At 59.6% G+C, this 26,239-nt stretch carries 28 protein-coding genes and 1 pseudogene; 18 read left to right on the top strand and 11 right to left on the bottom strand.

Features of this window, described 5'->3' with window-relative positions; all coding sequences use genetic code 11:
* The first annotated feature begins 20 nt into the window (after positions 1 to 20).
* Both N6H05_RS22620 and N6H05_RS22625 read left to right on the top strand, forming a co-directional pair.
* Positions 21 to 971 (top strand): ATP-binding protein, encoded by a 951-nt coding sequence (locus tag N6H05_RS22620; protein ID WP_037480002.1) that lies wholly within the window; start codon positions 21 to 23, stop codon positions 969 to 971.
* 5 nt (positions 972 to 976) lie between these two features.
* A complete protein-coding gene (locus N6H05_RS22625; RefSeq protein WP_234415774.1) occupies positions 977 to 2,827 on the top strand; it encodes a TniQ family protein in 1,851 nt (616 codons plus the stop codon).
* Here the strand turns inward: N6H05_RS22625 and N6H05_RS22630 are convergent.
* Entirely contained in the window at positions 2,824 to 3,003 is a 180-nt protein-coding gene (locus tag N6H05_RS22630) for a hypothetical protein (protein ID WP_284111778.1), read from the bottom strand. The two genes, N6H05_RS22625 and N6H05_RS22630, sit on opposite strands and share 4 nt — an antisense overlap.
* A 252-nt stretch (positions 3,004 to 3,255) precedes the next feature.
* On the opposite strand from N6H05_RS22630, the gene N6H05_RS22635 reads away from it, so the two are divergent.
* The 4 genes from N6H05_RS22635 (at position 3,256) to N6H05_RS22650 (ending at position 5,683) form a co-directional block, all read left to right on the top strand.
* On the top strand, positions 3,256 to 3,474 hold the full coding sequence (locus N6H05_RS22635; RefSeq protein WP_004210831.1) for a hypothetical protein: 219 nt from the start codon (positions 3,256 to 3,258) through the stop codon (positions 3,472 to 3,474).
* 504 nt (positions 3,475 to 3,978) lie between these two features.
* Positions 3,979 to 4,944, top strand: coding sequence for a hypothetical protein (locus tag N6H05_RS22640; RefSeq protein ID WP_004210829.1), 966 nt, complete (start codon positions 3,979 to 3,981; stop codon positions 4,942 to 4,944).
* A gap of 107 nt (positions 4,945 to 5,051) precedes the next feature.
* Positions 5,052 to 5,342 (top strand): hypothetical protein, encoded by a 291-nt coding sequence (locus N6H05_RS22645; RefSeq protein WP_004210827.1) that lies wholly within the window; start codon positions 5,052 to 5,054, stop codon positions 5,340 to 5,342.
* A gap of 149 nt (positions 5,343 to 5,491) precedes the next feature.
* The gene (locus tag N6H05_RS22650; RefSeq protein WP_076605609.1) at positions 5,492 to 5,683 is read left to right on the top strand and encodes a DUF6771 family protein; all 192 of its coding nucleotides are present in this window, start codon (positions 5,492 to 5,494) and stop codon (positions 5,681 to 5,683) included.
* A 313-nt stretch (positions 5,684 to 5,996) separates the two neighbouring features.
* Here the strand turns inward: N6H05_RS22650 and N6H05_RS22655 are convergent, their stop codons facing one another.
* The 8 genes from N6H05_RS22655 to N6H05_RS22690 form a co-directional block, all read right to left on the bottom strand.
* Entirely contained in the window at positions 5,997 to 7,568 is a 1,572-nt protein-coding gene (locus N6H05_RS22655) for a trypsin-like peptidase domain-containing protein (RefSeq protein WP_037480011.1), read from the bottom strand.
* A 287-nt stretch (positions 7,569 to 7,855) separates the two neighbouring features.
* Positions 7,856 to 8,179 carry a DUF6488 family protein gene (locus N6H05_RS22660; RefSeq protein ID WP_221775498.1) on the bottom strand — a complete coding sequence of 108 codons (324 nt, stop codon included), beginning with the start codon at positions 8,177 to 8,179 and terminating at the stop codon, positions 7,856 to 7,858.
* A gap of 30 nt (positions 8,180 to 8,209) precedes the next feature.
* Positions 8,210 to 8,800, bottom strand: coding sequence for a hypothetical protein (locus N6H05_RS22665; protein WP_004210823.1), 591 nt, complete (start codon positions 8,798 to 8,800; stop codon positions 8,210 to 8,212).
* On the bottom strand, positions 8,797 to 9,510 hold the full coding sequence (locus N6H05_RS22670) for a HupE/UreJ family protein (protein ID WP_004210822.1): 714 nt from the start codon (positions 9,508 to 9,510) through the stop codon (positions 8,797 to 8,799). Before N6H05_RS22670 ends, N6H05_RS22665 begins: the two co-directional genes overlap by 4 nt.
* A 482-nt stretch (positions 9,511 to 9,992) precedes the next feature.
* Positions 9,993 to 10,469, bottom strand: coding sequence for a hypothetical protein (locus N6H05_RS22675; RefSeq protein ID WP_284111779.1), 477 nt, complete (start codon positions 10,467 to 10,469; stop codon positions 9,993 to 9,995).
* Between the two features lie 83 nt (positions 10,470 to 10,552).
* Positions 10,553 to 13,789, bottom strand: a complete 3,237-nt coding sequence (locus N6H05_RS22680) for an efflux RND transporter permease subunit (RefSeq protein WP_284111780.1) — start codon at positions 13,787 to 13,789, stop codon at positions 10,553 to 10,555.
* Positions 13,786 to 14,940, bottom strand: a complete 1,155-nt coding sequence (locus N6H05_RS22685) for an efflux RND transporter periplasmic adaptor subunit (protein WP_284111781.1) — start codon at positions 14,938 to 14,940, stop codon at positions 13,786 to 13,788. The genes N6H05_RS22680 and N6H05_RS22685 overlap by 4 nt, the downstream gene beginning before the upstream one ends.
* The gene (locus N6H05_RS22690; protein WP_009821107.1) at positions 14,937 to 16,205 is read right to left on the bottom strand and encodes a TolC family protein; all 1,269 of its coding nucleotides are present in this window, start codon (positions 16,203 to 16,205) and stop codon (positions 14,937 to 14,939) included. Before N6H05_RS22690 ends, N6H05_RS22685 begins: the two co-directional genes overlap by 4 nt.
* 112 nt (positions 16,206 to 16,317) lie before the next feature.
* Between N6H05_RS22690 and N6H05_RS22695 the strand changes: the two genes are divergently transcribed.
* Complete coding sequence (locus N6H05_RS22695; RefSeq protein WP_284111783.1) at positions 16,318 to 16,527, top strand: hypothetical protein; 210 nt, start codon at positions 16,318 to 16,320, stop codon at positions 16,525 to 16,527.
* Between the two features lie 182 nt (positions 16,528 to 16,709).
* Here the strand turns inward: N6H05_RS22695 and N6H05_RS22700 are convergent, their stop codons facing one another.
* On the bottom strand, positions 16,710 to 18,047 hold the full coding sequence (locus tag N6H05_RS22700) for an MFS transporter (protein WP_284111784.1): 1,338 nt from the start codon (positions 18,045 to 18,047) through the stop codon (positions 16,710 to 16,712).
* Positions 18,048 to 18,152: 105 nt separating this feature from the next.
* Between N6H05_RS22700 and N6H05_RS22705 the strand changes: the two genes are divergently transcribed.
* The 6 genes from N6H05_RS22705 (at position 18,153) to N6H05_RS22730 (ending at position 22,263) form a co-directional block, all read left to right on the top strand.
* A complete protein-coding gene (locus N6H05_RS22705; RefSeq protein ID WP_284111785.1) occupies positions 18,153 to 18,422 on the top strand; it encodes a metal-sensing transcriptional repressor in 270 nt (89 codons plus the stop codon).
* 60 nt (positions 18,423 to 18,482) lie between these two features.
* Positions 18,483 to 18,842 carry a hypothetical protein gene (locus N6H05_RS22710; RefSeq protein ID WP_284111786.1) on the top strand — a complete coding sequence of 120 codons (360 nt, stop codon included), beginning with the start codon at positions 18,483 to 18,485 and terminating at the stop codon, positions 18,840 to 18,842.
* 174 nt (positions 18,843 to 19,016) lie between these two features.
* A complete protein-coding gene (locus N6H05_RS22715) occupies positions 19,017 to 20,219 on the top strand; it encodes a carboxylate--amine ligase (protein WP_284111787.1) in 1,203 nt (400 codons plus the stop codon).
* Complete coding sequence (locus N6H05_RS22720; RefSeq protein ID WP_284111788.1) at positions 20,206 to 21,273, top strand: acyltransferase family protein; 1,068 nt, start codon at positions 20,206 to 20,208, stop codon at positions 21,271 to 21,273. The genes N6H05_RS22715 and N6H05_RS22720 overlap by 14 nt, the downstream gene beginning before the upstream one ends.
* A 59-nt stretch (positions 21,274 to 21,332) precedes the next feature.
* Complete coding sequence (locus N6H05_RS22725) at positions 21,333 to 21,866, top strand: GNAT family N-acetyltransferase (protein ID WP_284111789.1); 534 nt, start codon at positions 21,333 to 21,335, stop codon at positions 21,864 to 21,866.
* Positions 21,867 to 21,927: 61 nt separating this feature from the next.
* Positions 21,928 to 22,263, top strand: coding sequence for a hypothetical protein (locus N6H05_RS22730; protein ID WP_284111790.1), 336 nt, complete (start codon positions 21,928 to 21,930; stop codon positions 22,261 to 22,263).
* A 49-nt stretch (positions 22,264 to 22,312) separates the two neighbouring features.
* Here the strand turns inward: N6H05_RS22730 and N6H05_RS22735 are convergent, their stop codons facing one another.
* Entirely contained in the window at positions 22,313 to 22,510 is a 198-nt protein-coding gene (locus N6H05_RS22735) for a DUF1289 domain-containing protein (RefSeq protein ID WP_037480019.1), read from the bottom strand.
* Between the two features lie 104 nt (positions 22,511 to 22,614).
* Between N6H05_RS22735 and N6H05_RS22740 the strand changes: the two genes are divergently transcribed.
* The 5 genes and pseudogenes from N6H05_RS22740 (at position 22,615) to N6H05_RS22760 (ending at position 26,151) form a co-directional block, all read left to right on the top strand.
* Positions 22,615 to 22,890, top strand: coding sequence for a metal/formaldehyde-sensitive transcriptional repressor (locus N6H05_RS22740; RefSeq protein WP_004210808.1), 276 nt, complete (start codon positions 22,615 to 22,617; stop codon positions 22,888 to 22,890).
* 50 nt (positions 22,891 to 22,940) lie between these two features.
* The gene (gene dmeF, locus N6H05_RS22745) at positions 22,941 to 23,843 is read left to right on the top strand and encodes a CDF family Co(II)/Ni(II) efflux transporter DmeF (protein ID WP_052076666.1); all 903 of its coding nucleotides are present in this window, start codon (positions 22,941 to 22,943) and stop codon (positions 23,841 to 23,843) included.
* Between the two features lie 387 nt (positions 23,844 to 24,230).
* Complete coding sequence (locus N6H05_RS22750) at positions 24,231 to 24,548, top strand: helix-turn-helix domain-containing protein (protein ID WP_228223019.1); 318 nt, start codon at positions 24,231 to 24,233, stop codon at positions 24,546 to 24,548.
* 10 nt (positions 24,549 to 24,558) lie between these two features.
* Positions 24,559 to 25,464 carry an AAA family ATPase gene (locus N6H05_RS22755; RefSeq protein WP_284111792.1) on the top strand — a complete coding sequence of 302 codons (906 nt, stop codon included), beginning with the start codon at positions 24,559 to 24,561 and terminating at the stop codon, positions 25,462 to 25,464.
* A pseudogene (locus N6H05_RS22760) lies at positions 25,370 to 26,151 on the top strand (IS5 family transposase). Before N6H05_RS22755 ends, N6H05_RS22760 begins: the two are co-directional and overlap by 95 nt.
* The last annotated feature ends 88 nt before the right edge of the window (positions 26,152 to 26,239 follow it).

Genomic DNA, 26,239 nt, shown 5'->3' on the forward strand with positions numbered 1-26,239 from the left:
CCCTACCCGAAAGGCAACACATGACTACCACCACATCAAACCCGCCCATTGTACGGCCGAATGAAGCCGCTGCCCGGTCTCAGCGCGTGGCAGATGCCCGCAGCGCGTTCCGCCAGATCAAGATTGTTCATCCTCGCCAAGAGGCCATCATTGCGGGGCTGGATGAGGTCCGGCGCTCTGGCATCGCCACCCGTGGCGAGCGGCAATATGGCATCACCCTCCTGGCTGAAAGCGGTTCCGGCAAAACGACAGCAGCCGAACATTTCCGGGACGGCATCGAACGCCTGGGCGAACTTCCAGAAGGCAGCCGGCCCGTCCTGATCGTTAAGCTCATGAGCACTGGCACCGCCAGGTCGCTATTCTCTTCCATCCTGCAGGCCCTGGACGACCCCTTTTATGACCGCGGCACCGAACCCAACCTGCACAAGCGCGCCGTGCAAGCCATCAAACGGGATAACGTGCAGTTGCTCGTCATCGATGAGGTACATCACCTATCACGCCGGTCATCGGCGGCAACCCATGTCACGGACAGTCTCAAGACCTTCCTCGATTCAGGATTGTTACCTGTCGCCTTTTTCGGCACCCACGACGCGGACAAGCTGTTCCAATCCAGCCGCGAGCTGAACGGCCGGCTCTTCCCTCCCCTCACGCTTCCTCCGCTCGATTGGTGGGCGGATGACGATCGAGACCTGTTCCTGGACTTCGTCGAAGACTTCGATACCGCCATGGTCGACAAGCAGATCATGAAGGTCGCCAGCGGTCTGGTCGAAGAGGACATCGCTCGCCCCCTTTGCCTCGCAAGCAGCGGAATCATCGGCCGCACCTGCCGCATCGTGGAAACTGCAGCCATAAACGTCGTGCGTGAAGGTCGGCATGCCGTTACCCGCAACGATCTCGCCATGGCGGTGAACAGCTGGGCCATTGCCCATAGCTTCATCGACTATAATCCGTTCGTGGAGATTGAAGCTTGAGCCGTGTGAAATACCCGCTCGCGCCGATCGCTGGCGAAAGTCTCATGGGCCTTGTCGCCCGTGTGACTGCCGAGAACGGGTATCCACGGACGGGAACGCTGTTGTCCGAGGCTGGCTGGGTTTACGACAACAAGCCAACAGCGGCCACAACCAACGCCGAACAGCTTCCTGTGCTGGCCAAGATTCTGGTGGTGCCGTATCCCCAGTTGCTGCACCATGCCCACGGTCCAGAAGACGGCAGCGCTATCATACATTGGTTTGGTGGACGCGCGTGGCAAAGCGAGCTGAGAACCACCATTCGCCGGTACGCACCGGCCAGCCTTGCCCTCTCGGTTCATCACCGTGCGATTTGGCAACTGACCTCCGTCCCATTCTGCCCGGAAACCTTTCAGGTCTTGCGCAGTGAGTGTCACGAGTGCGGCATCACCCAGCGGTGGCGGTACGCCAACGGCATTGCTACCTGCGACCAAGATGTCTGCAGCGCGGATCTACGAGAGGGACCGGCCGAGTTCATCCCTCACGAGATGCGTGGCAATTTGGGCATCTATGCTGGCCTCTTCAGCCATAATCCCGATGTACGTGCCGCTTCGCGATCACAGCTTCCTGACCCGATTTCGAGTTTGGAGCCGCACGATATTGCCGACTTGGCCTTGAAGCTCTCCCCCTGGCTAAACGACCAACTGCGCGGAAAATGGCTGACCAATCCTGACCTTACTATGGCGGTCATCAGCGCGCTTCATGATGCTGTGACACTGCTGCGCCAATGGCCCATCGTTCCAGCCGACCTACTTCCAGCTCCACGCGAAGGGGACAACTGGTCGAACAAATTGGGGCACGCCGTCAAGCAGGCCCGGATCGGCCGCTCCTCGCCCCGCGTCAAAGCCTTGTTCGCGATGTTTCTACATGGCCTGCAGCAAGAGCAACCCGATCTCAGTCAAAGCCCCGATCTGACCGACCTCCCGTCGGCCGACGAGGGGAATGACATAATTGGACTGATCTCCGCCAAATCAACCGTGCGTGTACTGCGTGAGACGGATACCATCATCGCAAAGCTGCGAGCCGCTGGCGTCTTCAAGCTAACCGACGTGCGAGTTCATGGCGTGGTTCGACCGTTCCATGATCCCGAAGAAATCGAGGAACTGGCACGTACCAAGCCTGACCGTCTGCCTTTGACCGCCGTGTCGCAGTCAACTCAGTTGCCCCGCTATGCCATAGCCCAGTTGATGCAATCTGGATTACTCGCGCCGCTGACCCACCCTTATTGGGAGGCGCGATATGGCGTCCGCAATACCACCACCAAGGCTTGGGCGGCATTCGAGGCAAAAATCCAAGCCAAAGCCGATCCTGCAATAGTTGACGGCGTTCCGCTACAAATCGCGGCTAGGGCTATTGGTGGTCGGGCCAAGCCATGGGCCGGCATCTTCACCTGGCTCCTGGGGCCGCATGGTCGATTCGGTCTGACCTCCGAGGCGACGGACCTGTCCCACCAGATACTAATCCCGGCCGAACTCATCGACACTTTGCGGATGTTGGAAAACCCGTTGTCCGGTGCCCATGTCGAGGATGAGCTATCAGGCGCCGATGCCAGCGAGATACTCAACCTGGCCACCAATCAGTTTCTCAAATTCGTCGCCACCGGCCGCATACGTCGCCACGGTAAAGCATATCTCGCAGCGGATGTTCTTCAGGCTGCAGCAGAGATCATAGGATCGGTCGAGATCGGCTACAGGATGGGATTGCCTCCCCAGTCAGCACAAAAATGGGCGCGGAAGGTCGGTTTGCCGACGATACATGATGCGGGCTACTGCCGCATGAGCTTCGCCAAGATCATGAAACAAGGCGCTTGGTCAGCCTAGACGACGCCCGCGTCGCGTGAGCGCTCCTCGATCCGGGCCAACATAGCACGCTTGCGCGCTGTTCGGCGCGATCCGCTATTGCGCATGGCATCGGTACGCTCTGGGGTATCGATGATACCCAAGGCAGCCTTGCGCTCTCGGATTCCCGCTAAAGGGTCAGAGAGGGTGATAATCATGCCGCTCCATCCCTTCCGTGGATCCCGGTCCATTTTAGAAATGTTCAGCCCGCCTGCGACGTTCCTGCGTCGGTGCCGATAATATCCCATGCAGGGTGCATGTGCCAGCTGCGTCCACCGCCAAGGTGCGATGCCTGACCGTCGCAAATCCGAACCCGCGGTCCTGTTGCAAACCAGTGCAAAAGCTCAACGAGGGTCTCGCCGGGAAATCCGACGATTACTATCGTATAGTCGATAGCGATTGAGGAAAGCATGCCCGGGAATATTCCCCCCGACAAGAAAGCCGCGTTCGAACGTCTGGCAAACCATCTGGATGAGGAATATCCCTATCCCGGGTGTCGCGACGATCTCAGGGATGTGGCCAGCGGCAGCTCCGCCATAATTGAACGCGCATACTGGCGCGATCCCGTGCAAGTCATGACCGGCCTCGCATGGATGCTCGTCGGCCTGATGATCGGAGTGCTGCTGTGAGGGCCGATCGCATTGAGCGCGAATGGTTTTGCAAGCGCTGCGGCAATTCCGTCCACAAGCTGCAAGGATCATGGGCCCACATACGCAATCAACATAGCCCAAAGTCGTGCGGTCGAAAGCTGACCGACAACGACGTCTATCGGTTGCCGCTGAGCCGAACGAGGGAACGCACCCGTACACGGAATAAACAACAGGAAGCGCAAGATCGCCTGCTCATCGCTAAGCGGCGCTGGGATGAAGCCCGCTGTGAATGGGAGGCAGCCCAAGACGAACTCTATCTTGCCTCGGAAGCGCTGAAGTCCATCAAGAATAGTCCCCCATTGGACTAGCCTGGTCATCCCATCGGTTCAATCCAACGCCGCCGATAACTGCGGCGCATAAGCCGCTTTCCGGAGGATTCAAAGCAGCCTGTTCCATATCCAATGCAACCTGTGCTGAAGGGGGTCTGGAATTTGCCCAATCGGTCTGAGACAATTACTCCCGGTCTTGCAGGGAAGCATTACAATGGACTTCAGAGTAATTGAGGAATGGCTGTCTGATGCGCCTGAACGGCACGCGATGCCGAAGGAACAACAGAATGCCACGACGGCTGCCATAGGCGCTGCGGCGAAGACAGCCGCGGCTTCCGGCGTTGAAGCGTTCGATTTGGCGCGGCTGGAGATGGCCACCGGCCCTCAGGCGGAAGAGTATCGCCCTTTCCGGACTTTGACGCGTGCTGAGTTGGTCCGCGCCGCCGCTGAAATTCGGACCGTTCAGGACAAGCTTCGCTACCGCGACGATACGATCGCTGTTGATCCAGCCCTTGAACGCGCGGTCCTGACCCTTGGCGATGCCGGGATGCCTCTCAACGAGCACCGGTTTGCGGCGACCGAACGCGCCTTTGTCCGTGCGGAAATCTACGAGGCGGCGAATGGGGCCCTCTCGCCAAATGAAAAAGCCCGGATGATCCTCTACGACGTCGCCACTCAGGAAGAGGCGCGTGGCCTCGAACTGATCGGCCGAGGCGGAGTCCTAAGCGTCAGCCGAGGCATGGCGATCGCCAAGCCCGCTCAGGAGCTCGTATCCAGCATGGGCATCCGAACACTGGAAAAGGACGGCCTGGGTCAAAAGGACATCACGATGGCAGCCGTCGGCCGTTATGAGCGAGTGTCAGAATTCCATCGGGCGGGGATCGATTTAGGGGCTACTTGGGCGCGAACCGGTGGCCCTGGCGCTGCAGCATTGGATGCGCGGTTGGAACGCCTTGCTTCTCGAGCGCCAGAGCCGGTGCCCAATGGCCTCGATCGGGAATCTGAAATCACCGGGGGCGATGCGGAGGGAACCTACCTATCTGAGGCAGTTACTCGCGGGATCGCTTCGCAGGCGAGCGACATCAAGTTCGAATTAGCCATCAAGCCGAAAGGCCGCACAGATCCAGATGCAAGCGAACAGCACAGCTTTGCTATGCCTCGCGGTCGAGGCCGCGATTAAAGGCGCAATGGCGCGCGACCAGATGATCATCGAGGCCCCGCGCGCCGATGTCGTCATGCTTGGAAACACACTTCGCGAATGTTCGCGAAATGAAATGAGGATTCGAAATGCCCGATGAAACCATGATCTTCGGCGTCAGCGAAGAGGGCCCGAATGGCGATGCACTGGGCTTCATCGATCTAACCAAGCTGCATGTCGGAAATAAGGTCCATGACGCCTACCGCGCAGCCGTTCTCGAAGCCGCGCAACAGCGACGGGAGAAGGGATTTGGCTGCGCCTATCTTCCACATGAGGGCATGCTGCTACTCATGCATGAGGTTCCAGGTGAGGCGAAGGTGCCTGACGCCGCCATGCCATTCACGATCCACGGCTTCGCGTCTCTCCTTTCCGACGACTGACAGGAATAGGCACGTCCTCAGCGTAACCTGTCGCCGCACCGGGATGAGGGACCGCCCCCCCTTTCGGCTAGTCCAAGCCCATCCATCAACTTCGTTAGCCGAAGAACAGGCTCTTGCTATGTTCTCTTTTTGTTCGCATATTGCCGGACATGACACAGCCCGATCCTCTCTGGCTCGCGCAGAGCCCTCTGAACGCCCCTGGGTGGGCACGAGTGGCACTGACGGCGCCGAACGAACGGTTGCGGGAGCAAGCCGCTGTAGAACTGGCCCAAACAATTATAGTGGCCATGGAACGTCAGCCGCCTCACTTTGATCGCAGGCAGATGACCCTTCCCCTCTGACGTGGGGGCGAACGTCCCCCTGCGGAACCTCGGCGATTATGCCCACCGAAACGTCAATCTTTTCATCATCTGCAGATGCGGCCACTCAGGAGTAATCGATGCTGACAAACTCAACCGCTGGTTCCTCGCGCATTGCTGGAACACCGCTATGGAAACCGTCGGATCGCACCTGCGCTGCACGCGCTGTCGGGGACATCCTGAACGATTTGCTCCAACGCCTCGACAACCGGACCGGCCTGACTGGATGAACAGTGAAGCAAGCTGGAAACGGCTGGTTCGGCGCCTGCGCGATTAGCCGGTTCGGCTAATCAGGTCAGGGCAGCCAAGCATGCAGTTCAGATATGGCAATAGCGAGTTGCCGACCATGATCATGGCCGCCCTTGTGAACGACGCCAACGACGCGGTCATCCACATCCAGCAATGGCCCTCCTGACATGCCCGGCGTCAGCATCTGCTGGACCTCGACCATCTTCACCGCACTCTTAGTTGGCAGGGACGTAACTGCGCCAGGTCGGATGTTCAGTCTGTCGCCGGGTCCATAACCGGGATACCCGATCGCGGTCGTGGCATCGCCTGTCGCGGCTGCCTTGCCGGCGGTTTCGAGCTCATAGAATTCGTTGTTGGGGATTGCATGGTCGAGAACGGCCAGATCGCGATCTGGGCATCGATGCTTCACGGACGCCGCGAATTTATTCGACGGCTTCGTCGGGTGATACAACTCAACTATACCGGACGGCGATATGCAATGCTCTGCCGTTACCAGACCGACACCCTTCATGAAAAACGCCGTGCCTTGGTCACCCCCTGTTTCCCAGTGCTCAATCAGCCACACTGATCGTTCTCGTATTTCTTGGGGACTGGGCAAAATATCGAGCGCGAGCGGCGGGAATGCAGCGTTGAAACGGGATGCGACACTCCGAAAGACTGGGTCAGATGCGCCTTTGATGTACCCCAACCACGATACCTTGCCTTGCAGGTGCTGGCCGACGTCAGCTTTACCACCATGCAAGGATTTGAATTTTGCCTGGGCGGCGGCCAGTCCCAAAGTTTCAACAGAGTAAAGGGCTGCCCGCAAATTCCTCACAAACCGCCGGTCGACATTGAGAGCCTCGTTAATCCGGATGCCTGTCACGGTGCGGCGCGAATGCTTGTCAGCATAGTGAGCCTTGTCCGGGTTCAGCACAAACCCGTTACCGCTGAAAATCTGCTTAAGTTTTTCCGACAACAGATCCGGTGAGAAATGCCCTGAAGCCGGTGGTGTCGTTTCGAACAATCCCATTAGCGGCTGGTAGCTGGAAAAGCTCAGGTCGTCCGCATAGCGGGTGTAAATGCAACGGGCGTCCTTGGCTAACTCCCGCAGCCTCCGATCCAAGCGGAAGCAAACCATATTGGACAAGATCGGACTGCTCGGAGCGCCTTGGGGCAACGTCCCATTGAGGCAGCAAATTGTCGCAATAGCTTCCGCGACCTCGCGCTTCATGCCAAGCGAACGCAGCACGCCCGTCACGCGTCCGTACGAAATGGACGGGAAGAAATCCTTCAAATCCAAGTTGACGATGAACTTGCTGCCCAGATGGGACTGAGCATTGGTCTTCACAGAACGACCGATCACGAACCCGTGAACAGGGTTGCGCCTCCGATAGAGAGGCGTCAGCAAATCGGCGATCTTCCTCTGCAACATCTTCAGCCGACGATCCGGCGCATTAATCACCCTCGCCTTGCCAGACTTCTTTTTAATGTCGAATTTATGGTACATCCTACCGGCGTACCAACTAATGACATTAAGTTCGGCACGGCCAACGCCAAGATGAGCAAGAAGACTGGCCTCACTCATCAACTCCGGCGGCAACTTCACGAAACTCACTGGTCCAAAAATATGGCCCATAGGTGGCACGGGGTCTCCCTTCCAGTCACGCCAGGAATTACCGAATGATCATGGCGGGCATGATATGTGCAGACATTTACTCTTACGCCGCAGTTACTACAGCGCGTATGCGAGGGGAGAACCCCGTAAGAGAACTCTAGCAGCTTGATTTCAGGTGCGAAACGACTTTTTAGCATTCGAGTCTGAAAATCGCAGCTAGTTCCAGATTAGAGGCCAAAGGCTCCGCCCATCACTTAATGCAATGATGGGCAAAACAGGCGCGGCCATATGGCCGCGCCTATCATTTCTTACTTCAGCTTGTGGTTAGCGGAGACGAAGGTGCCGTCCGGCTTCAACGCGACGTACAGCAGCTTGCGAGCTTCCGGTTCAGCTTCGTTGCGGAAGATCACCACATCCTGACGGGCGCCCTGAACGGTCCGCGACTTCGTTTCCACGAACTTCGCCTTTGACCAGCTCGCCGGCAATGTGCCCTTGGTGATGAGCTTGATGACATTGTCCTTCGCCACCTGCTGAACAGGACGATCCTGCTCTTCTTCATCATGATTGCCATGCGCCATCACCGGGGACACGGGAGCGAGAACAACGGCAGCTGCGATAATGAATTTACGCATCAGATTTTCCTTCTCTCATTATGAGTTGGGTCAGGGCTTGGCTGCGAAGGCGGAAAAGCCACCGGTCGCAGATGCAGTGATGGTGACAGGCTCGCTGGTCTTGTTCTTCCAGTACCAGCCATGCGTACCGTCGAAGGGGGCTGTGAAAGATCCGCTTTCACCGGCCGACGTGCCCTTCTCGTAGCTGGTGTATTCACCTTCAGGCGCGTTGAATTCCTCGCCATGCAATTCGTAGCGGATCTTCGCGCCATCGGTTTTCCAAGCGTAGCGCATCGCGCTGCCGGCGGTCATTACTGCCTTGATCTCGCGCCCTTCGTTGGGCTTGAGCGTAATGACGACCTGGACCGGTTCACCCGGGGCAGCCACGGCCGGCTTGGACGCCGTTGGCGTAGCCGGTGCGGACGACGCCACTGGCGCAGCATCATGTTCAGCCTGCTTCATCTCGCCCATCGGGGTGAGGCCGAGGGCGCCACCGACGCCGGTCGGATCGACGCCATATTCCGCTGGCAGCACGGCCGTCACCAGGATGGCCGCAGCGGCACCGAAAGCGATGAGTGTAGCCCGATTCAGTTGGCTAAGGGTGGGCAGTTCGCCCGGCATGGGCGAGTGGGGACGGGTCATGAAGGATCTCCCAGGAACAAGCCGGCGAGCTGATAGCCGGTGAGAACGAAGCCGGCGGTCATCAGCACGACGTTCGCGGTGAAGGCATGTTTGGCGAAGCTGCGCGTGCGCCGCCAATATCCCATGATGATGAGGATGGCCGACAGAGCCAGGATTTGGCCCATCTCGACGCCGACGTTGAAAGCGATGAGATTGGTGATCAGACCATCAGACGATAGCGCGAAATCCTGCAGCTTCGTCGCCAGACCGAAGCCGTGGAAGAAGCCGAAGATCAGCACGGCCGCCTTTGTATTCGGCTGGAACCCAAACCAGCGCTGAAACGCCCCGAGATTGTCGAGCGCCTTGTAGACGACCGACAAGCCGATGATCGCATCGACGAGATAGGCGCTGACATTGGTGCCCAGCAGTACCCCTGCAATCAGGGTCGTGCTGTGGCCGATGGCGAACAGCGTGACGTAGGACGCGACCTCGCGCATCCGGTAGAGGAAGAAGATGACGCCGAACAGGAACAGCAAATGGTCATATCCGGTGACCATGTGCTTGGCGCCGAGATAGAGAAATGCCCCTATCTGAGGGCCGGTCGTTTCTTCGATATAGCCTTTGTCGCCTTCCGCAACGCCATGGGCCAAGGCCACATCGACGACGAAAAACGCCAAGGCTGTAAAGACCGCAGCATAACATGCCCACGGTCGAGCCAGTCTGAGTTTCATATAGATATCCGTATGGTCGCCAGCGCCTCGACGCCGGCAGATCAGCACCAAGTGCGAGACCAACGCCTCGCACTGCCATGCTTCAGGATATCGATGGCGGCTCGAGTAGCGGAGCCATGGTGAACGGCGCCATAAAAGGCTGGCGATGCGCGCCGCTATGGATAGCCTTTCCAGTTGGTACAGGTTTCAGCCCATGGTCATCTGGCACGCGATCGCCAACTAGATGAACATGACCGCCTCCTGTAGCGCTCCCAGGCTCCTCGTGGCTTTCTGAAAAATGTTGATGCTCTGTAGTAGCCTCAACGGACGGTCGGTCACTCCGGTGAAAATGCTGTGACACGGTCAGCAACGAGCCGTGCGAGATCATCATAGCGATCACGAGCAGGACAGAGAGGAATGGATAAGTTCGCATTCGTCACTCCTTCCTTCTCTCATTCATCCAAACCGCCGTTAAACGGACGCCAAACCGCACACACGATAGATTATCGCGAATGATTCTCAACAAAATTACGAGCGTCAGATGACGTGTTCTCGTCACGAACCAAGTCGTCGGCTGGTTCTACAGGGCTAAGGCCCAAGGGCTTGCCCGAGGTGCAGGTGCGCTCCGGCTGGTTTATTTCGCTGATGCGCAGGACGCGATTCGTGATCGTGGCAGTGATGCCTTCCCCGACATAGGTCAGCCCCTGAGCCGGAGCAGTCAGGCGGATCGGCTGCGGTTGCGCGGGTCCACTCAGGATCATCACCAGCCCCTCATCGCGGTACGCCGCGTGGAGAAGGGAGCCATCATTGCACTGAAATTCATGATGCGCTTCGCGATCACTGAGCAGCGCCTGGTCGTCGGGACTGAGTTGGCCATTGCCATCGCCAGATGAACATGACCCGGCCGCCAGCGCCGCCATCATCACGATAGCCAGCTGGCCTGACCGGACAGAAAATCGAGAACGTTCGTCAAGGAACATGGCACTTTCCAATCCTCGAGGGTTTGGCGTTGAGCAAATCATAGATGAAGCAGGCGGCAGCTCTGCCGCCGCCTGCCTTTCGATTACGCAGTTGCCGGTTCGGAATTACCCGACGACTCTTGCGCCTGTTTCTTCTTGAGGCGCCCCATGAATGCCGTGATCGCCGGCAACACGAGCAACGTCAGCGCCGTCGAGGTGATAAGACCACCGATGACCACCGTGGCAAGCGGTCGCTGCACTTCAGCCCCTGTCCCCGTAGCGAGGGCCATAGGCACGAAGCCGAGACTTGCCACGAGCGCAGTCATCAGCACCGGCCGCACGCGCTCCATCGCGCCGCCGATGATGGCCTGATCCTCTTCCGCCCCATCCTCTCGATATTTACGGATGGCACTCATCATGACGAGGCCATTCAGAACCGCGACACCGGAGAGAGCAATGAAGCCCACCGCAGCCGTGATGGAGAACGGAATCCCGCGCAAAAGCAGGGCGAAAACACCGCCCGCTAGAGCCATGGGCACCGCACTAAACACGATCGCTGCTGGGATAGCGCCGCCCAATGCCATGTAGAGAAGTGCGAAGATCGCGGCGAAGCAGATCGGCACCACGATCAGCAGGCGAAGGCGAGCCGACTGAAGGCTTTCGAACGTGCCGCCCCAATCAATGTACATGCCAGCAGGAAGCTGGAGTTTGTTCACCTTCTGCTGCGCCTCTGTAACGAAGCTACCCAGATCCCGGCCACGCACGTTGATCTGCACGATCACCATACGCTTGCCATTCTCGCGGCTGATCTGGTTCAACCCCGATGTGAAGCTGAACCGTGCCACCTCACGGAGCGGGATAGACCTTGCCACCTGACCTTCAGGAGTAGGCAACATCACAGGGATGGCCCCCAGCGTTTCCAGATCGTCGCGCTGCGCATCAGGCAGACGGACCACAACCGAGAAGCGACGGTCACCTTCGAACAGCAGCCCGGCTTCCCGGCCCCCAAGAGCAGCCGCAACGGTATTCGCAACCTCTTCAACCGAAAGGCCGTAACGCGCGACCGCCAGTCGGTCGATCTTCACGTCAAACGTCGGCGCGCCGGACGTCTGCTCGGCACTGACATCGCCGGCACCGGGGATCTTCCGAACCACCGCAGCAATGCGCTGCGCCTGCTGGCTCATCTGATCGAGGTCATCGCCATAGAGCTTGATGGCCACGTCAGCCCGAACGCCCGCGATAAGCTCGTTGAAGCGCATCTGGATCGGCTGCTGGATTTCCGTCCGGTTGCCAATCAGGGGCTTCATCCTCGCTTCGATGCGCTTGAGGATATCGTCCTTGCTCTTCACATCCGACGGCCACTCACTTTCGGGCTTGGGGATGACATAGGTGTCCGAGGCGTTTGGCGGCATCGGGTCGGTACCCAGATCCGCGTTGCCGTTCTTCGAGAAGACGAGCGCCACTTCCGGCAAGGTCTTGAGGGTATTCTCGATCCGCAGTTGCATCTCGGTCGACTGGTCGATCGAGGCCGACGGCACGCGGAAATTGGTGACCGTGATGTCCTTCTCGTCAAGCTGGGGCATGAACTCCTCGCCCAGCAGGCCGAAGCACAGGACGGCTGCCAAGAACATGCCACCGCCGGCCGCAATGAATGGCAAGGGACGCGCCACGGCTTTCTTCAGGAGCGGCTCGTACTTTTCCTTGAACCAACGGATCGGCTTCACTTCCGTCTCGCTCACCTTCCCCTTGATCACGATGGCGATCATCGCAGGAATAAATGTAATCGAGAGGATGAAGGCCGATGCCAGAGCAATCATGAGCGTGACCGCCATCGGCGAGAAGGTCTTGCCCTCGACACCCTGGAAGGTCAGTAACGGCACAAACACGAGGAAGATGATGAGTTGCCCGTAGACGGTCGGTCGAACCATCTCGACCGCAGCCTCCGTCGTCTCGCCCAGCCGCTCCGGCAGGGTCAGCAGACGCCCTTCATGTTCCTGCCGTTCGGCAAGCCGTCGCAGCGCATTTTCCACGATGATCACGGCGCCGTCGACGATCAGACCGAAGTCGAGCGCGCCAAGGCTCATGAGGTTGCCGGATTCCCCGATGGCGTTCATGCCGCTGGCCGTCATCAACATGGTCACCGGAATGACCGCCGCCGTGATCAGCGCCGCGCGGATGTTGCCCAGCAACAGGAAAAGCACCACGATGACGAGCAGCGCGCCTTCGGTCAGGTTCTTCTCGACCGTGGAAATGGTCGCATTCACCAGCTTTGAGCGGTTATAGACGGGTTCTGCAAAGACGTCTGGCGGCAACCCCTTGTTGATCTGCGTGAGCTTCTCTGCCGCGCTCATCGCCACGATGCGGCTATTGTCGCCCACCAGCATCAGGACGGTCGAGATCACAGCTTCGGATCCCATGCGGCTGCCGGAGCCGGTGCGGACCGCGCCACCGATGACCACTTCACCGACATCACGCACGCGCACCGGCACGCCAGCGCGGGTCGCAACGACCGCCTCCTCGATTTCCTCAATCGACTTCAGGCGCGCATCGGCGCGAACCAGGAAACTCTCCCCGGCCCGCTTGATGTAATTGGACCCTGCCGACAGGTTCGCCCGCTGCAGAGCATCAGCCAGTTCCGTCACCGACAGGCCATAAGTGGCCAGCGCGTTGAGATTGGGCTGCACCAGATACTGCTTCACGAAGCCGCCGTTGGAATCGACGCCGGCCACGCCTTTGACATTGCGCATTTGCGGACGGATGATCCAGTCCTGCACGGTGCGCAGATAGGCCGCCTTCGCCAGTTCGGTGGTCAGTCGCTCGCCTTCAGGCGTAAGGTAGCTGCCGTCCGACTGCCAGCCGGGCTGGCCATTTACAGTCTTGACGTTCTTGCCATCTGGATGACGGAACGCCACCGAATAGAAGAATATCTCGCCAAGCCCTGTACTGAGCGGTGCCAGATTGGGCTGCACCCCGGAAGGCAGGCTGTCCTTGGCTTGCGCAAGGCGTTCGGTCACCTGCTGGCGGGCGAAGAAGATATCTGTGCTGTCGGTGAAAATCGCCGTCACCTGGCTGAACCCGTTACGCGTCAGCGACCGGGTCATGGTGAGACCTGGAATGCCGGCAAGGGCCGTCTCGACCGGATAAGTCACCTGCTTTTCCATGTCGACCGGGCCGAGCGTGGGATTGAAGGTGTTGACCTGCACCTGTCGGTTGGTGATGTCCGGGACGGCGTCGATCGGCAGCTTGGTGATCTGCCAGCCGCCAAATCCGACAATGGCGAGTGTCAGGAACAACACCGCCCATCTCATCCTGACGGATAGACTGAGGATGCGCGCAATCATTCTGCCGACTCCTTCTCAAGCTCAGCCTTGAGGAGGAAGGCGTTGGTCGTCGCGATCTGCTGCCCCGCCTTCAGGCCAGCCGCAATCGCAACCATGCCGCCACTGCGACTGGCGACCTGAACGGTCTGTGCCTTGAAGCCCTTGGGCGTGCGAACAAAAACCACTGTCCGTTCGCCGACTGTCTGGACCGCATCCTGTGGCACCGTGACACCGCTGGCACCCTGACCACCGCTGGCGAAGATACGTGCCTGCACAAGCTGTCCTGGAGCGATCACGCTGCCACCGCCGCTCGGGGTGATGACCACCGTGGCTTGCCGGGTCTGTGTGTCGACAACACCCGTCGCCGAGCGCACGCGGCCTTCCACCTTCTGGCCGTCGGATGTTGTGAGTTCCACCCGATCGCCAGCCTTGACCCGGCCAGCATCAGCCACGGGCACGGCGGCCTCGATCTGGATGCTGCGCGGATCGGCGACCCGGAACAATTCAGTCTCCGCCTGGACGAACGAACCCAGACTTGCCGTTGCCGATGTGATCCGACCAGAGACCGAGCTCACGACAGATACGGACCGACCATCGCCAGCAACCCGTGCTGCACGCGCGGCCGCGTCCGCCTGGCGCGCTTCGGCCCGAGCTACCGCCAGATTGGCTTCGGCCGTTTCATAGTCCGCCCGCGCCGATACACCTTGCGCGAGCAGGCTCTTCTCGCGGGCCAATTGCCGCGCAGCGAGTGTCGCCCGCGCCGCCGCAGTACCCCGATCAGCCGCGATTGCCGAGGCATCACGACTTTCCACCAGCGCGATCGCCTCACCGGCCCGAACCGTATCACCGATACGCTTGAAGATGCGCGTCACCGTGCCTGGCGCTCGCGCGGTTAGAACAGCCTCGGCATCAGGCGTGGCTTCGACCGTGGCGCTCGCCATGACGATCCCCGAGAGACTGGAGCCGGAGACAGCTTCAACCGAGATTGCCGAGGTCTTGATGCCGTCCGCAGCGATTTCCACGGTATCGGCAGGCTGGGCCTCTGCTTCCGCAGCGCTTTCCTCAGCCACCGGTGCGCTGGGCGCTGTCATGCGTGCAACGCCGAAGCCGGCCAGTGCCGCCAGAATGAGGCCGACCGCAGCGCCGGCATAGAGTGTGTTGTCGGACTTCATTGGACGGGTTCTCCGGTGATGGTGCGGCCCTCAAGCCGTGCAAGGCTGGCGCGGGCATCGAACTGGGCAGCGCGGGCATCGAGCACCACGCCGCGAGCAGCTCCCAGGCCATGGCGGGCAGCTAGCAATTCGATCAGCGGGGACTTCCCCGCTTCATAGGCGATACGTGCAAGCCGATAGCTTTCTTCAGCCGTGGATAGCGTTCTATCGGCAGCCGCTGCTCTGGCGTCTGCCGCTTCGTTGAGGGCAAGCGAAGCCTGGATTGCAGCCTCGGCCTCCAACCGGGTTGCCGCCTCCCGTGCCTGCGCGCCGCGCAGTTCAGCCTGCGCGGCATCTATGTTGCCGCGGTTCCTGTCGAAGAGCGGGAATGGCACGCTCACTGCCGCCAGCAGGGCGTTCGCGTTGTCGACCTCAAGCCGTCTAACGCCGACGGACACCGTCACGTCAGGAATGGCCTGCCGCTTGGCGGATGTTACGCGCCGCGCGGCAGCTTCTGCGTCAGCTTTCGCTGCCAGATAAGGAGCCGTCTGCGTCGGGTCGATCGGCCCCTGCCCCTTCATCGGTGCCAGCCGGTCCAACATGGGTTCGGCAAGCGTCGAATAAGACACCGACTGACCACTGAGCGCAGTCAGGCGGGAATAGGCGCCAACCCGCTCTGCTTTGGCCGTATCGACGACAGCCCTCAGCGAATTCACTTCGGTTTCAGCCTGAAGGCCACGAAGCCGAGCTTCCTTGCCCGCTTCAACCAGAGCGCGGGCGGCCTTAAGATCCGCTTCTGCTTCTTCCAGTTCATCTTCAGCCAGCCCGATCCTGCGATCGGCGACTTCAGCGCCAGCATAGGCACGCGCCAGTTCATATGCATAGGACAGCCGGCCGTCACGCGTACGCGCCTGAGCAGCGACCACGCCCGCTTCGCCTGCCGCAATGCGAGCGGAGCGCTTTCCGAACAGCTCAAGCGGTTGATTTACCTGGAGCGTGTTTTCCGCACGGCCAAAGCGGTTGTACGGGCGTTGCCCGCCCACATTCTCCGTCATGACACTCACGGTCGGATTGGGATAGGCGCGTGCCTGCCGTGCCAATCCTTCGGCACGATCTACTTCGGCTTCGAGCTCCAATTGACGTGGCGCTTCGCTGGTTTGCCGAAAAAGCTCGGCAAATGGTGGCGCGACTTGCGCGCTTGCAGCCGTGCCACCCGCCATAAGGCAGGTCGCAACGACCGCGCCGGATACCGCAATACGCGGCAGCCGGCCTCGAAAGGCTTGCATTGTGTAATTCCCTCGTAGGTCTGATCAAAAGATGCGCGCAGATGCGCGCCAAGGATCAGGCCTCGGGTGGTCTCAAGAGAGAAGCGGGCCCCGTGGAACCCAACGCGGCAGCGTGGAACAGCTCCCAACGCCCAGCGACCGGCGCAACATCTGCAACTATGACGGGCTGCGAAGGGAGATCTGTCGACTGATGCGCGGCATGTGCAGCAATGTGCATCATGTCTGCCAGGTCAGGCCGGTCCTTCGACTCATGCCGGTCATGGTGATGATCGTGATCGGCGACGCTGGACGCGACCTGCTGGGCCGCATGCGCCTGAGGTAGGGTGTCATGCCAAGTGGTCAGCAGGGTCACACCCAACAAAGCGAGCAGGCCGCACAGCGTCGACACGCGCCGACGCCATATGAGCGCCGTGCTGTTACGCCGGGATGAGTGCAATGCTCGCATGGCGCGCACGCTATCTTCGTCACATGCGCTCGGCAAGCCGGATCGACCGAAAGAACGAGTCATGATCTTGGCCAATGCTGATGAAGATCGTCGATCACATAGGCGTGGCCAGCGCTTTGGCCATGCTTATCCCGAAGGTGGGGATGGTCTGCATCAAGATCGACGTGATCATGCGGAAGTTCGTCAGGATCCGCGCTCGGCCATAGCAAATAAGCAGCGATCACACCAAAATGCGCGATGATCGACATGGCAATGAACGTCATTACCTGATTTTCTCTCGCGCCAAGCTGGCCAGCAAGCGGATAGCAGATCAACCAGCTTCCGTGGCTCAGGGCAAACTGCGCCGCAAAGAGTGCAGGCCGATCTTCCGCATTGGCCGACCGTTTCAACAGCCGCCCGGACGGGGTGACGCTCATCGAATAGGCCATACCCAGGACGAACCAACCCGCGAGCAGTATGGACCAATAGTTGGGGGAACTGCCGAACCAGTGCGTGAGGGCACCCATGATCGCAAGCCCCCAAGCCAGCACTGCTGCGGCAGTGATCATGATCGAGCGGTCGGATATGCGGTCGAGAATACGGGGCAACCCCAGCGCAGCGAGGATAGAGCCTCCACCGAAGGCTGCTAGCGTGAAGGCAACGTCCCGCTGGCCAAGACCAAGCTGGTCCCGGACAATGACAACAGTGTTGACGATCACCATCGAACTCGCCGCCGCCGAAGCAAAGGTCAAAGCGAGAAGGCCGCGCAGCCGTGGCGTCTTAAGGTAAATCCGCATGCCCCTGGTGGTCTTGGCATAAATGCCGGTGCGCACTTCCTTACGGTTGAGCGCTCGAGGCAAGGTGGTCGACAGGACCAGAATGGCCGAACCGACGAAGCCGACCGCCGTGCCGGAGAACAACCAGTGGAAATTGATGACAGTCAGCAGGGCAGCCGCAAGCATCGGGCTCGTCAGACTTTCCATATCATAAGCCAGCCGCGACAGGGCGAGCGCCTTGGTATAGTCGCGCTCTTCCGGCAGAACATCGGGAATGGTCGCCTGAAAAGTGGGCGTGAACGCTGCCGAAGCAGACTGAAGCACGAAGATCAGGACGTAGATCTGCCAGATCTCGCTGACGAACGGCAGGCAGATCGCGACGGCGGCGCGCAGCACATCCATCGTGACGAGAAAGGCGCGACGCGGCAGCCTGTCGGCAAAGGCGCCTAAGACGGGAGCCACACCAATATAGGCGATCATCTTGATGGCCAGCGCGGTCCCCAGCACTGCGCCTGCCGATCCGCCGGCAATGTCATAGGCGAGCAGCCCCAGCGCGACCGTAGCCAGCCCGGTTCCGACCAAAGCCACCACCTGCGCCAGGAACAGGTGACGGTATGTCCGATTGCTCAACACCGAAAGCATTGCATGACCTCATGACGAATCATCCTCCCCGGGGGGATATGAATGGCGCTTGCAGTATCCCCCCGGGGAGGATACTGCAAGCCTCATTCCTGGAGTAGATTCTGCATGGCTGATCATCAGCACGAGACGCACCCTGCGATCATAAAGCGATTGAACCGTGCTGGCGGCCACCTGCGCAGCATCGTAACAATGATCGAAGAAGGACGTCCCTGCGTCGAGATCGCCCAGCAGTTGCAAGCGGTCGAAAGTGCGATCGTCAACGCCAAGAAGACCCTGATCAACGATCATATCGATCATTGTCTCAGCCATAGCCAAGACAGCTGCGGCGTCTCCAAGGCCGTTGAAGAATTCCGGGCAATCTCACGATATCTGTAACGCCATTTCTGTTATAGGCCTCCGAGCGCAACCCGAACTGAGCATGTGAGCCAAGGCGACATGACACAGCTGATCCGCTGCATAATGCTGACAGTTCTGGCGATCCTCGCTCAAGGAGCGGCTGGAGCCGCCCTGCCGCACGCGCCGCTTCAGGGACATCATTACGAATATACCCATACCGATCCATTAGGTAAGGCGCACACTGAGCCGGCGGATCTGGTTGATGGGCAGACGGACGAACTTCCTGACGGTTCTCACCGTCACACCGGCCATCACACGCACGGATCAGCAGACGACGTCAGGATAGCTGGTGTAGGCGACCGGCGCCGCCGTATTCTCAAGCGTCAGTTCCGTCGGTCTGATGACCAACAGCTGACGATCGTCCCCTCCCCTCCGCTGCTAGAGCCGCCCTCCGCCTGATGCCGCAGCGCCCTTTTCGCAGGGCGCCCGACCTTCCGATTGGTCTGACCTGCCAGTCTGGCAGCGGCTGTGATGCTTTACGTCCGCCGCTGCCTTCGGCACGTTCGAAAGGCATCTTCTGTGGTAACACCGCATTCTGGCGGGCGTCCTTTGCGTCCGCACCCACCTGCTATCGTGCTCGGGCTCGATAGCACGATCAATCTCAGCATCATCCGTGAACTCGGCCAAAAGGACGTGCCGGTCATCGGCGTCGGTACGGCCGCAACCTCAATGGCTGCAGCCTCACGACATTGCTCGCAAGCCATCATCCGTCCGGCCGGGCCAATCATGTCCTGGATGCCCGACATCGTACGTCGCACGGGCGCGATGGCACTATTCGCTGTGTCCGAAACCGATTTGCTGCAACTGGCGTCAGGACCGAAGTACATCGGCAAGTGCGAGGTTCTGACGCCCCGCTTGGAGCAATTGCAGCGGGCGCTCAGCAAGAGCGACACACTGAGCGCAGCCAGAAAGCTCGGGTTCGACGTGCCGCAGACATGGCAACCTCGAGCCTGCGAAGATTTCGCCGCGCGGATCGCTGAGCAGACCTTCCCCGCTATCGCCAAGTGGGACAACCCAAATGACATCCTCCCCCTTCTCGAAGAGGCTGGCCTCAAATGGGAGAAGGCAGAGTTCATCAGCAATGCCGGCCAACTCGACCGTTTGCTTGATCGCTTCCAAACAATAGGCCGCTGGCCGCTGATTCAGTCCTATTGCGATGGCATGGGGCTCGGCCAAATGCTCTACATGAGGCGTGATCGCGCGACCCTGCGCTTTCAGCATGTGCGCCTTCATGAATGGCCGCCGGAAGGCGGGGTGTCGACGCTCTGCTACAACGAGCCACTCTATCAGCATCAAGCCCAGATGAAATTGTCGGAGCGCCTGCTTCAGGAATTGGAGTGGGAGGGCCCGGCCATGGTCGAGTATCGCTATGATGCTGCGCGGAAGCGCTATTGGCTCATGGAAATAAACGGCCGTTATTGGGGCAGCCTCCCTCTCGCCCGCCACTGTGACACACTCTTCGCCTGGGAAGCCTATCGCCGGTCGGTCCTGGGCCAGGTCGTCGACGCGCCAATGGGCCGACAGGACATAATTCAGGCGCGCTACATGATCCCTGAAACGAAAAGGCTGATGCGCCTGCTCGTCGGGAGATCGAGCGTAGATGAGCGCGTCGCTGAATATAGCCGCCTGCAGGAGCTACGATCCTACCTCGCGGACTTCGTGCGCCCGAACATGCGCTACTATGTCTTCGACAAGGACGATACCGGCCCATTCTATCAAGATATCCGCAACATGGTTGGGAAGATTTTCAAGGGGGGCCGCCATGACCCTCGTTGAACAGAAGGTCGATGTGCGTCCTGATCGGCTTGAACAACAACCGGTCAGCGGCCCGTTCAGAAACAGGCTGAAGGAACTCGATGTCCTGCGCGGGATCGCAGCGATCAGCGTGATGCTGTTCCACTACACCTCGATCTATCCCGACTTCTTTCCCGAGCACCGCAACATCGGCGTGAGATTCGATGCCGGAGGCTATGGCGTCTTCCTGTTCTTCGGCATCTCCGGTTTCGTGATCAGTCGGACGCTGGAAAACACCGCGGGCATCGCCGACTTCACCATCAAGCGTGTTGCCCGGCTCTTCCCAGCCTATTGGGCGGCGGTGCTGATCACGACGCTGGTCGTGCAATGGAGCGGGACCGAACGTCTACAGGCGGAATTCGAAACGGTCCTGATCAACCTCACCATGTTGCAAGGCTTCTTCTTCGTCCCGTCGGTCGATGGCGTGTACTGGACGTTGACTGTCGAACTTGCCTTCTACATCTGCGCCGCCCTCGCATGGATGGCGCGCAGGCGGGTGCGCATCGAGTACCTGCTTGCTGGTTGGATGGCAGTTGGCGCGATCGCCTCCGTCTCCGAGATAGCGCCGTATCGGGTACAGATGCTCCTGGTGAACCAATACAGCCCGTTCTTCGCCATTGGTGTGCTCACCTACAGAGCGTGGTCAGCACAACGGCGCTATCTCGACCAACTTCCCTATTTCGCGATGGCGCTGGCGATACTGGGCTTCAATGGCGGCGCCGCCTTCCTGATCGCCGGGGTCGGAATTCAGGTGATGCTCTGGCTGGCCATCAACGGCCGCCTGTCCGCGATCACTCATCCTATTCTGCTGTATCTCGGCGCTCTCAGCTACCCGCTGTATCTCATCCACCATCACGCCGGCTTCGTGCTGCTCCGGGCAATCGACCGCGCACAGATAGGCCCCTTCGCGGGGGTCATCGTCACGTCGGCAACGATGCTTGGTCTGGCAGCCCTCCTGCACCACAGCATCGAGGCACCTGCGGAGCGGGCCATCCGAACATGGTGGCTCAGGCGCCTTAGCCCCCAGCCAGTCTGATCGAGCTTCCTCTTCGGTCGCCATCCGCGCGGCCATCTGCACATCATGAAAGACCCAATATGCTCTTTGGCAACACCGTGGCCCTCGGCCCCATTTTCCCTGTCGATCTCGAGCGCCTGTTCCGCTGGATGGACAATGCCGACGACGCTCGCCTGAATGAACCCTACCGACCGCTTAACTGGCAGCATCAGGAAGCATTCTGGCTAAATGCCGATCAGGACGCCTCACGCGTCTTCTTCGCTATTCGCGTGCAGGACGCTCCACATATTGTGGGATTCATCCAGATCCATAAAATCCGCGCCATCCATCGATCGGCCCTGATCGGCATCCGCATCGGTGAGGTCGAAGACCGCGGCAAGGGCTTGGCAGCAGACGCAATGGCAATCGCCATTGAATATTGCTGGCGCGATCTCAACCTGAGCAGGCTCGAGCTGACCGTCTTCGCGCATAACGAGCCCGCACGGCGGCTGTACCATCGGCTGGGTTTTGTCGAAGAGGGCATCTCACGCAACGCGCTCTTCATGGGCGGGAACTGGATCGATGTTGTGAACATGGCGCTGATGCGACCGGATCGCGTCACCCCTGAAGGATAGGCATTCATGCCCGGTTAGGACGGATTTGTTAGGAACAGCTATCCCGCAAGAAATTGAGACAATGAAACCGACGATCTTACTGACCGCCCTGGCCCTGTGCTTGTCCGCATGCGGTCCTGTCCACCCCAGATGGAAGAACGAAAGCTCCCATGACATTCGTGTAACCTATTTCAAAGGCACGGCGCACTATGGGGTGCTCATCAAACAGGGTCGGGAAAACGTCCCCGTTGCGCCATTCGATTTCCAATCGGTCGAACGGATCGAAATCGAAGATAGCGGCCAGACACAGCGTCTTACCAAAGCCGCTGTGTCGCAGATGCACACTGAGTGCGGCCACGGCTACTCCTGCCGCATCCGGTACGGCGACGATCATCAGTTGAAGGTCGCGCCGGGCTAACAGCTCCGCTTGCCACCCATCGCACCGACGACATCAGCCGAAAGGCTGGTCAGTCGTCGGTGCGATCATTCGTCAAGCCCTTTGCGCGCAGCTTGGACAGGCGCTGCGGTAAATCCGCAGCAACCTTGCGCGCCTCGCCCGGGCGCAGATTACGCCAACGGCGCACTTCCTCACGAGAACGGCCGCAACCACGGCACCAGCCGGATGAGGCGTCGAAACCACAAAGGTCAATGCAAGGCGAGCGCACAGATCATTCCATCGAATTTATTTGAATACCCTACCCCCCTACCCTATACAGCATCATCCTACCAGCAGCAATTTGCTGCATGACATCGAGGCTGCCGAGGGAAAATGGCTCACATCAATGAAAACCGAGACGCGCTACTCGGGCGAATCAAGCGCATCGCGGGCCAGGTTGGCGCAGTAGAGCGCGCGCTTGGCGGCAATGCGAACTGCACCGAAGTCCTCCATCTGGTCGCAGCCGTTCGCGGCGCCGTGAATGGGCTTCTCGATGAGATCATCGTCGAACATCTGGAGGCCCATGTCGCGCGCGACGGTCTGTCGCCCGAAGAACGCCAGCAAGGCGCAGAGGATCTGGTCACGATTATCCGGAGGTACAGCAAGTGAGCACGAAAACCTCCGTGCTGGCCAACGCAGGTGAGCTCACGCACGAACATATGTTCCTAGCCGCCAGCCATGACGACAATGCCCGCCGGACACTCTGGGTCGTGGTGCTCACCGCCCTCATGATGGTGGCAGAGATTGTCGCTGGTTACACTACTGGATCGATGGCCCTACTGGCTGACGGCTTCCATATGGCCACCCATGCCGGAGCGCTTGGTGTTGCAGCCGCGGCTTATGCCTACGCGAAACGCAATGCTCATAACGGCGACTTCAGCTTCGGCACCGGGAAAGTCGGGGATCTCGCCGGCTTCGCATCGGCTCTAGTCCTGGGCATCATCGCCCTCGCTATCGGCGTTGAGTCCGTCATGCGGCTGTTTGAGCCTATCAACGTCGCCTTCGCGGAAGCCACATGGATCGCAATCCTCGGACTGCTCGTGAACATAGCGTCGGCCTTCCTCCTATCTGGTGGTCATGGACACAACCATGGTCATCACCACCACCACGATCATGGGCATTCGCATGGCCACAGCCATGGTGGCGACAACAACCTGCGTTCCGCCTATATGCATGTTCTCGCTGATGCCCTGACATCGGTGCTGGCAATCGCAGCTCTGTTGGCCGGCCGCTATCTGGGCTGGGTGTGGATGGATCCAATCATGGGCATCGTCGGCGCCATCGTGATTGCGCGCTGGTCATGGTCGCTGATGCGCGACACGGCCGCCATTCTCCTGGACCGCACAGATCGCCACGTAGCCGATGAAGTCCGCGAGTTGGTCGAAACGACAGGCGATGCCCGAATCACGGATCTGCACGTCTGGAAGGTCGGCCCCGAAGCCCACTCAGCGATCGTCGGCGTCGCTGCCCATCCGGGTGTAGATGCGACGGAAATCCGGCGGCGCCTAGTGCCCGTTCATGAGCTCCAGCACCTTACCGTCGAAGTCGCGACGGTGGCATAACCGACAGGAATGCAGTGATTTATCCCACATTTTCTTGAATCGCGAAAATGTGGGATAAATTTTGGAACGCGTGATCCAAGCGATGAGATTTATCGCACGAAAGCCGCCTGCATCTCGCTACCTTCTCATCGAACACAGAGAAAAGCCCGGTTCGCGGGACACATTGATCTCGTCATTCTAAGTTAACCTGAGAAGAGGCGATCGCCCTTGCGACTGAGAATGCGCCGGCCCTTACGGCCTTAACAGCCCACCTGGGCGCCGCTGTAGCCGAACGCATACGGCTTGCCGATCCTAATGACCAGCTGGCCTTGAAACAGCAACGACGATGCAGCACCAGCTCGTTGCATAAACTGTTGCTTTTTTATTCAAAACTGCAATAAGTGCACCATGCCTCGCCCAGCCCGCAAATCAGACGCCGACCTTGCCGCCCAGGTCGATGCACACCTCAAAAATCAGGGCATTTCGGCGACAAAACTGGCGAAAAGCTTGAATATTAGCGTTAGCACTTTGACCCGCTCGATGAAGCTCAAAGAATTTTCAAAAGGCCTAAGTGAAAAACTCTCTAAGGAGCTCGATGGAAATTATGAGAACCCTGTCGAATCGTTGCATAAAGCATTGCATATTCTGGCAGAGGTGGATAGAATTCGAAGCGAAGTAGAAATGACTGTCCGTAGAGCATTGAACCGCCTAGAGGCCGCGCGGTAGGAGTCTGAAGATGGCGAGCAGCAAGCAACTCATCGGAATGATCCGCAGTCACGCCGCAGGGGACGATTCTCGTTTCTTGGCCATCGCGGAACACATCGCACTTGACGCTGAGAAAGCTGGCCGAACACGAATGGCCGGCGAACTTCTCGGTCTGATCAAGAACTTGCGCGCCGAAACCGAGACGCGTCGACCAGCGACCCGACCCACACCCATTTCGGCACCGCGCGGTGAACTCGCCGGACTGATGCGGGCCGCCTATCCCGAGGCGCGCCTTTCGGATCTAATCTTGCCCGAGTCGCTTGATGCACGCATCCGCAGTATCGTTCGGGAACACAACGCCCGTGAGACCTTGGCAGAGCACGGCCTCACTCCGCGCCGAAAAATCCTACTTTCCGGCCCCCCGGGGACGGGCAAGACCACGACTGCTGCTGTACTGGCTGGCGAACTCGGGCTTCCGTTGTTCACCATTATGCTAGACGGCGTGATCACCAAGTACATGGGTGAAACCGCAGCCAAGCTGCGCCTTATCTTCGACGCCGTCCAATCGGTGCGGGGCGTATACCTTTTCGATGAGGTCGACGCTTTGGCGACCAGCCGAGGCGCTGACAACGACATCGGCGAAGCTCGGCGGATGCTGAACTCCTTGCTGCAGTTTCTCGACGAGGACTCCTCCGGAAGCATTCTGATTGCAGCGACCAACCATCCCGGCCTGCTCGATTCAGCAATATTCCGCCGTTTTGATGCCGCCCTAGGCGGCGTTGACAAAAGGGATTCCCAATCGGTGCGTGTTCTGATTCAAGGCTGCTCTTTGGGGAGCGGTCATGGATCGAGGGGATTTGTCGGACGCGGAGTGGGAGTTGATCGGGCCGCTACTCCCGTCCGAGCGTGGGAGGCATGCCCGACCGGCCGGCGATAACCGGCGCTTTCTCAATGGCATGCTGCATGTGCTGCGGGTCGGTTGCCCGTGGCGCGACATGCACGAGCGCTATGGCAAGTGGAACTCGGTCTATGTCCGGTTCCGGCGCTGGGCGGAGCAAGGCGTCTGGGACGCCATGCTGCAAACGTTGGTCGATCTGGGCCTCACCGACGACTGGCAGCACATGATCGACAGCACCACGGTTCGCGGCCACGTCTCGGCAGCGGGCGGAAAAGGGGGGCTTGTGCGCAGGCTTTTGGTCGATCACGCGGCGGCTTTACGAGCAAGATCCACGCCCGCTGTGACAATCAGGGCCTCCCTGTCGGCTTCATCCTTACCGGCGGCGAGGCATCGGACTATACGGCGGCCGACGATCTGATGAACCTGCCGCTGCCCAAGCCCAGGGCGCTGCTCGCCGACAAAGGCTATGATGGCGACAGGTTCCGGGAGAACCTGCTCATGCGAGGCATCCTGCCCGTCATCCCGCCGCGCTCCAACCGCAAGGTGCCGGCCCATCCCGACTACCGGCGCTACAAGGATCGCAATCGTGTCGAGCGCATGTTCGCCAAACTCAAGCAGCAGCGCCGCATCGCCACCCGCTACGACAAGACCGTCCTGTCGTTCGAGAGCTTCATCAACCTCGCTGCCGCGCGACTATGGCTGAAAGCTTTTGTCAACACCGCCTAGTCTACCAGCATCCGACGTCCGATGAGATCGAACGCGTCCTATGTTCTAATCTCCTGCAGTTCGACTTAGGCAACATCAACTGGCATGA

This window comes from Sphingobium sp. WTD-1, assembly GCF_030128825.1.
Classification (GTDB): Bacteria; Pseudomonadota; Alphaproteobacteria; order Sphingomonadales; family Sphingomonadaceae; genus Sphingobium.

What these genes read in the sequence shown, in the direction of transcription:
- N6H05_RS22620 (WP_037480002.1), top strand. Translation starts at nt 21, where the DNA reads ATGACTACCACCACATCAAACCCGCCCATTGTACGGCCGAATGAAGCC.
- N6H05_RS22630 (WP_284111778.1), bottom strand. Translation starts at nt 3,003, where the DNA reads ATGATTATCACCCTCTCTGACCCTTTAGCGGGAATCCGAGAGCGCAAG.
- N6H05_RS22635 (WP_004210831.1), top strand. Translation starts at nt 3,256, where the DNA reads ATGCCCGGGAATATTCCCCCCGACAAGAAAGCCGCGTTCGAACGTCTG.
- N6H05_RS22640 (WP_004210829.1), top strand. Translation starts at nt 3,979, where the DNA reads ATGGACTTCAGAGTAATTGAGGAATGGCTGTCTGATGCGCCTGAACGG.
- N6H05_RS22645 (WP_004210827.1), top strand. Translation starts at nt 5,052, where the DNA reads ATGCCCGATGAAACCATGATCTTCGGCGTCAGCGAAGAGGGCCCGAAT.
- N6H05_RS22650 (WP_076605609.1), top strand. Translation starts at nt 5,492, where the DNA reads ATGACACAGCCCGATCCTCTCTGGCTCGCGCAGAGCCCTCTGAACGCC.
- N6H05_RS22655 (WP_037480011.1), bottom strand. Translation starts at nt 7,568, where the DNA reads ATGGGCCATATTTTTGGACCAGTGAGTTTCGTGAAGTTGCCGCCGGAG.
- N6H05_RS22660 (WP_221775498.1), bottom strand. Translation starts at nt 8,179, where the DNA reads ATGCGTAAATTCATTATCGCAGCTGCCGTTGTTCTCGCTCCCGTGTCC.
- N6H05_RS22665 (WP_004210823.1), bottom strand. Translation starts at nt 8,800, where the DNA reads ATGACCCGTCCCCACTCGCCCATGCCGGGCGAACTGCCCACCCTTAGC.
- N6H05_RS22670 (WP_004210822.1), bottom strand. Translation starts at nt 9,510, where the DNA reads ATGAAACTCAGACTGGCTCGACCGTGGGCATGTTATGCTGCGGTCTTT.
- N6H05_RS22675 (WP_284111779.1), bottom strand. Translation starts at nt 10,469, where the DNA reads ATGTTCCTTGACGAACGTTCTCGATTTTCTGTCCGGTCAGGCCAGCTG.
- N6H05_RS22680 (WP_284111780.1), bottom strand. Translation starts at nt 13,789, where the DNA reads ATGATTGCGCGCATCCTCAGTCTATCCGTCAGGATGAGATGGGCGGTG.
- N6H05_RS22685 (WP_284111781.1), bottom strand. Translation starts at nt 14,940, where the DNA reads ATGAAGTCCGACAACACACTCTATGCCGGCGCTGCGGTCGGCCTCATT.
- N6H05_RS22690 (WP_009821107.1), bottom strand. Translation starts at nt 16,205, where the DNA reads ATGCAAGCCTTTCGAGGCCGGCTGCCGCGTATTGCGGTATCCGGCGCG.
- N6H05_RS22700 (WP_284111784.1), bottom strand. Translation starts at nt 18,047, where the DNA reads ATGCTTTCGGTGTTGAGCAATCGGACATACCGTCACCTGTTCCTGGCG.
- N6H05_RS22705 (WP_284111785.1), top strand. Translation starts at nt 18,153, where the DNA reads ATGGCTGATCATCAGCACGAGACGCACCCTGCGATCATAAAGCGATTG.
- N6H05_RS22710 (WP_284111786.1), top strand. Translation starts at nt 18,483, where the DNA reads ATGACACAGCTGATCCGCTGCATAATGCTGACAGTTCTGGCGATCCTC.
- N6H05_RS22720 (WP_284111788.1), top strand. Translation starts at nt 20,206, where the DNA reads ATGACCCTCGTTGAACAGAAGGTCGATGTGCGTCCTGATCGGCTTGAA.
- N6H05_RS22725 (WP_284111789.1), top strand. Translation starts at nt 21,333, where the DNA reads ATGCTCTTTGGCAACACCGTGGCCCTCGGCCCCATTTTCCCTGTCGAT.
- N6H05_RS22730 (WP_284111790.1), top strand. Translation starts at nt 21,928, where the DNA reads ATGAAACCGACGATCTTACTGACCGCCCTGGCCCTGTGCTTGTCCGCA.
- N6H05_RS22740 (WP_004210808.1), top strand. Translation starts at nt 22,615, where the DNA reads ATGGCTCACATCAATGAAAACCGAGACGCGCTACTCGGGCGAATCAAG.
- dmeF (WP_052076666.1), top strand. Translation starts at nt 22,941, where the DNA reads ATGTTCCTAGCCGCCAGCCATGACGACAATGCCCGCCGGACACTCTGG.
- N6H05_RS22750 (WP_228223019.1), top strand. Translation starts at nt 24,231, where the DNA reads ATGCCTCGCCCAGCCCGCAAATCAGACGCCGACCTTGCCGCCCAGGTC.
- N6H05_RS22755 (WP_284111792.1), top strand. Translation starts at nt 24,559, where the DNA reads ATGGCGAGCAGCAAGCAACTCATCGGAATGATCCGCAGTCACGCCGCA.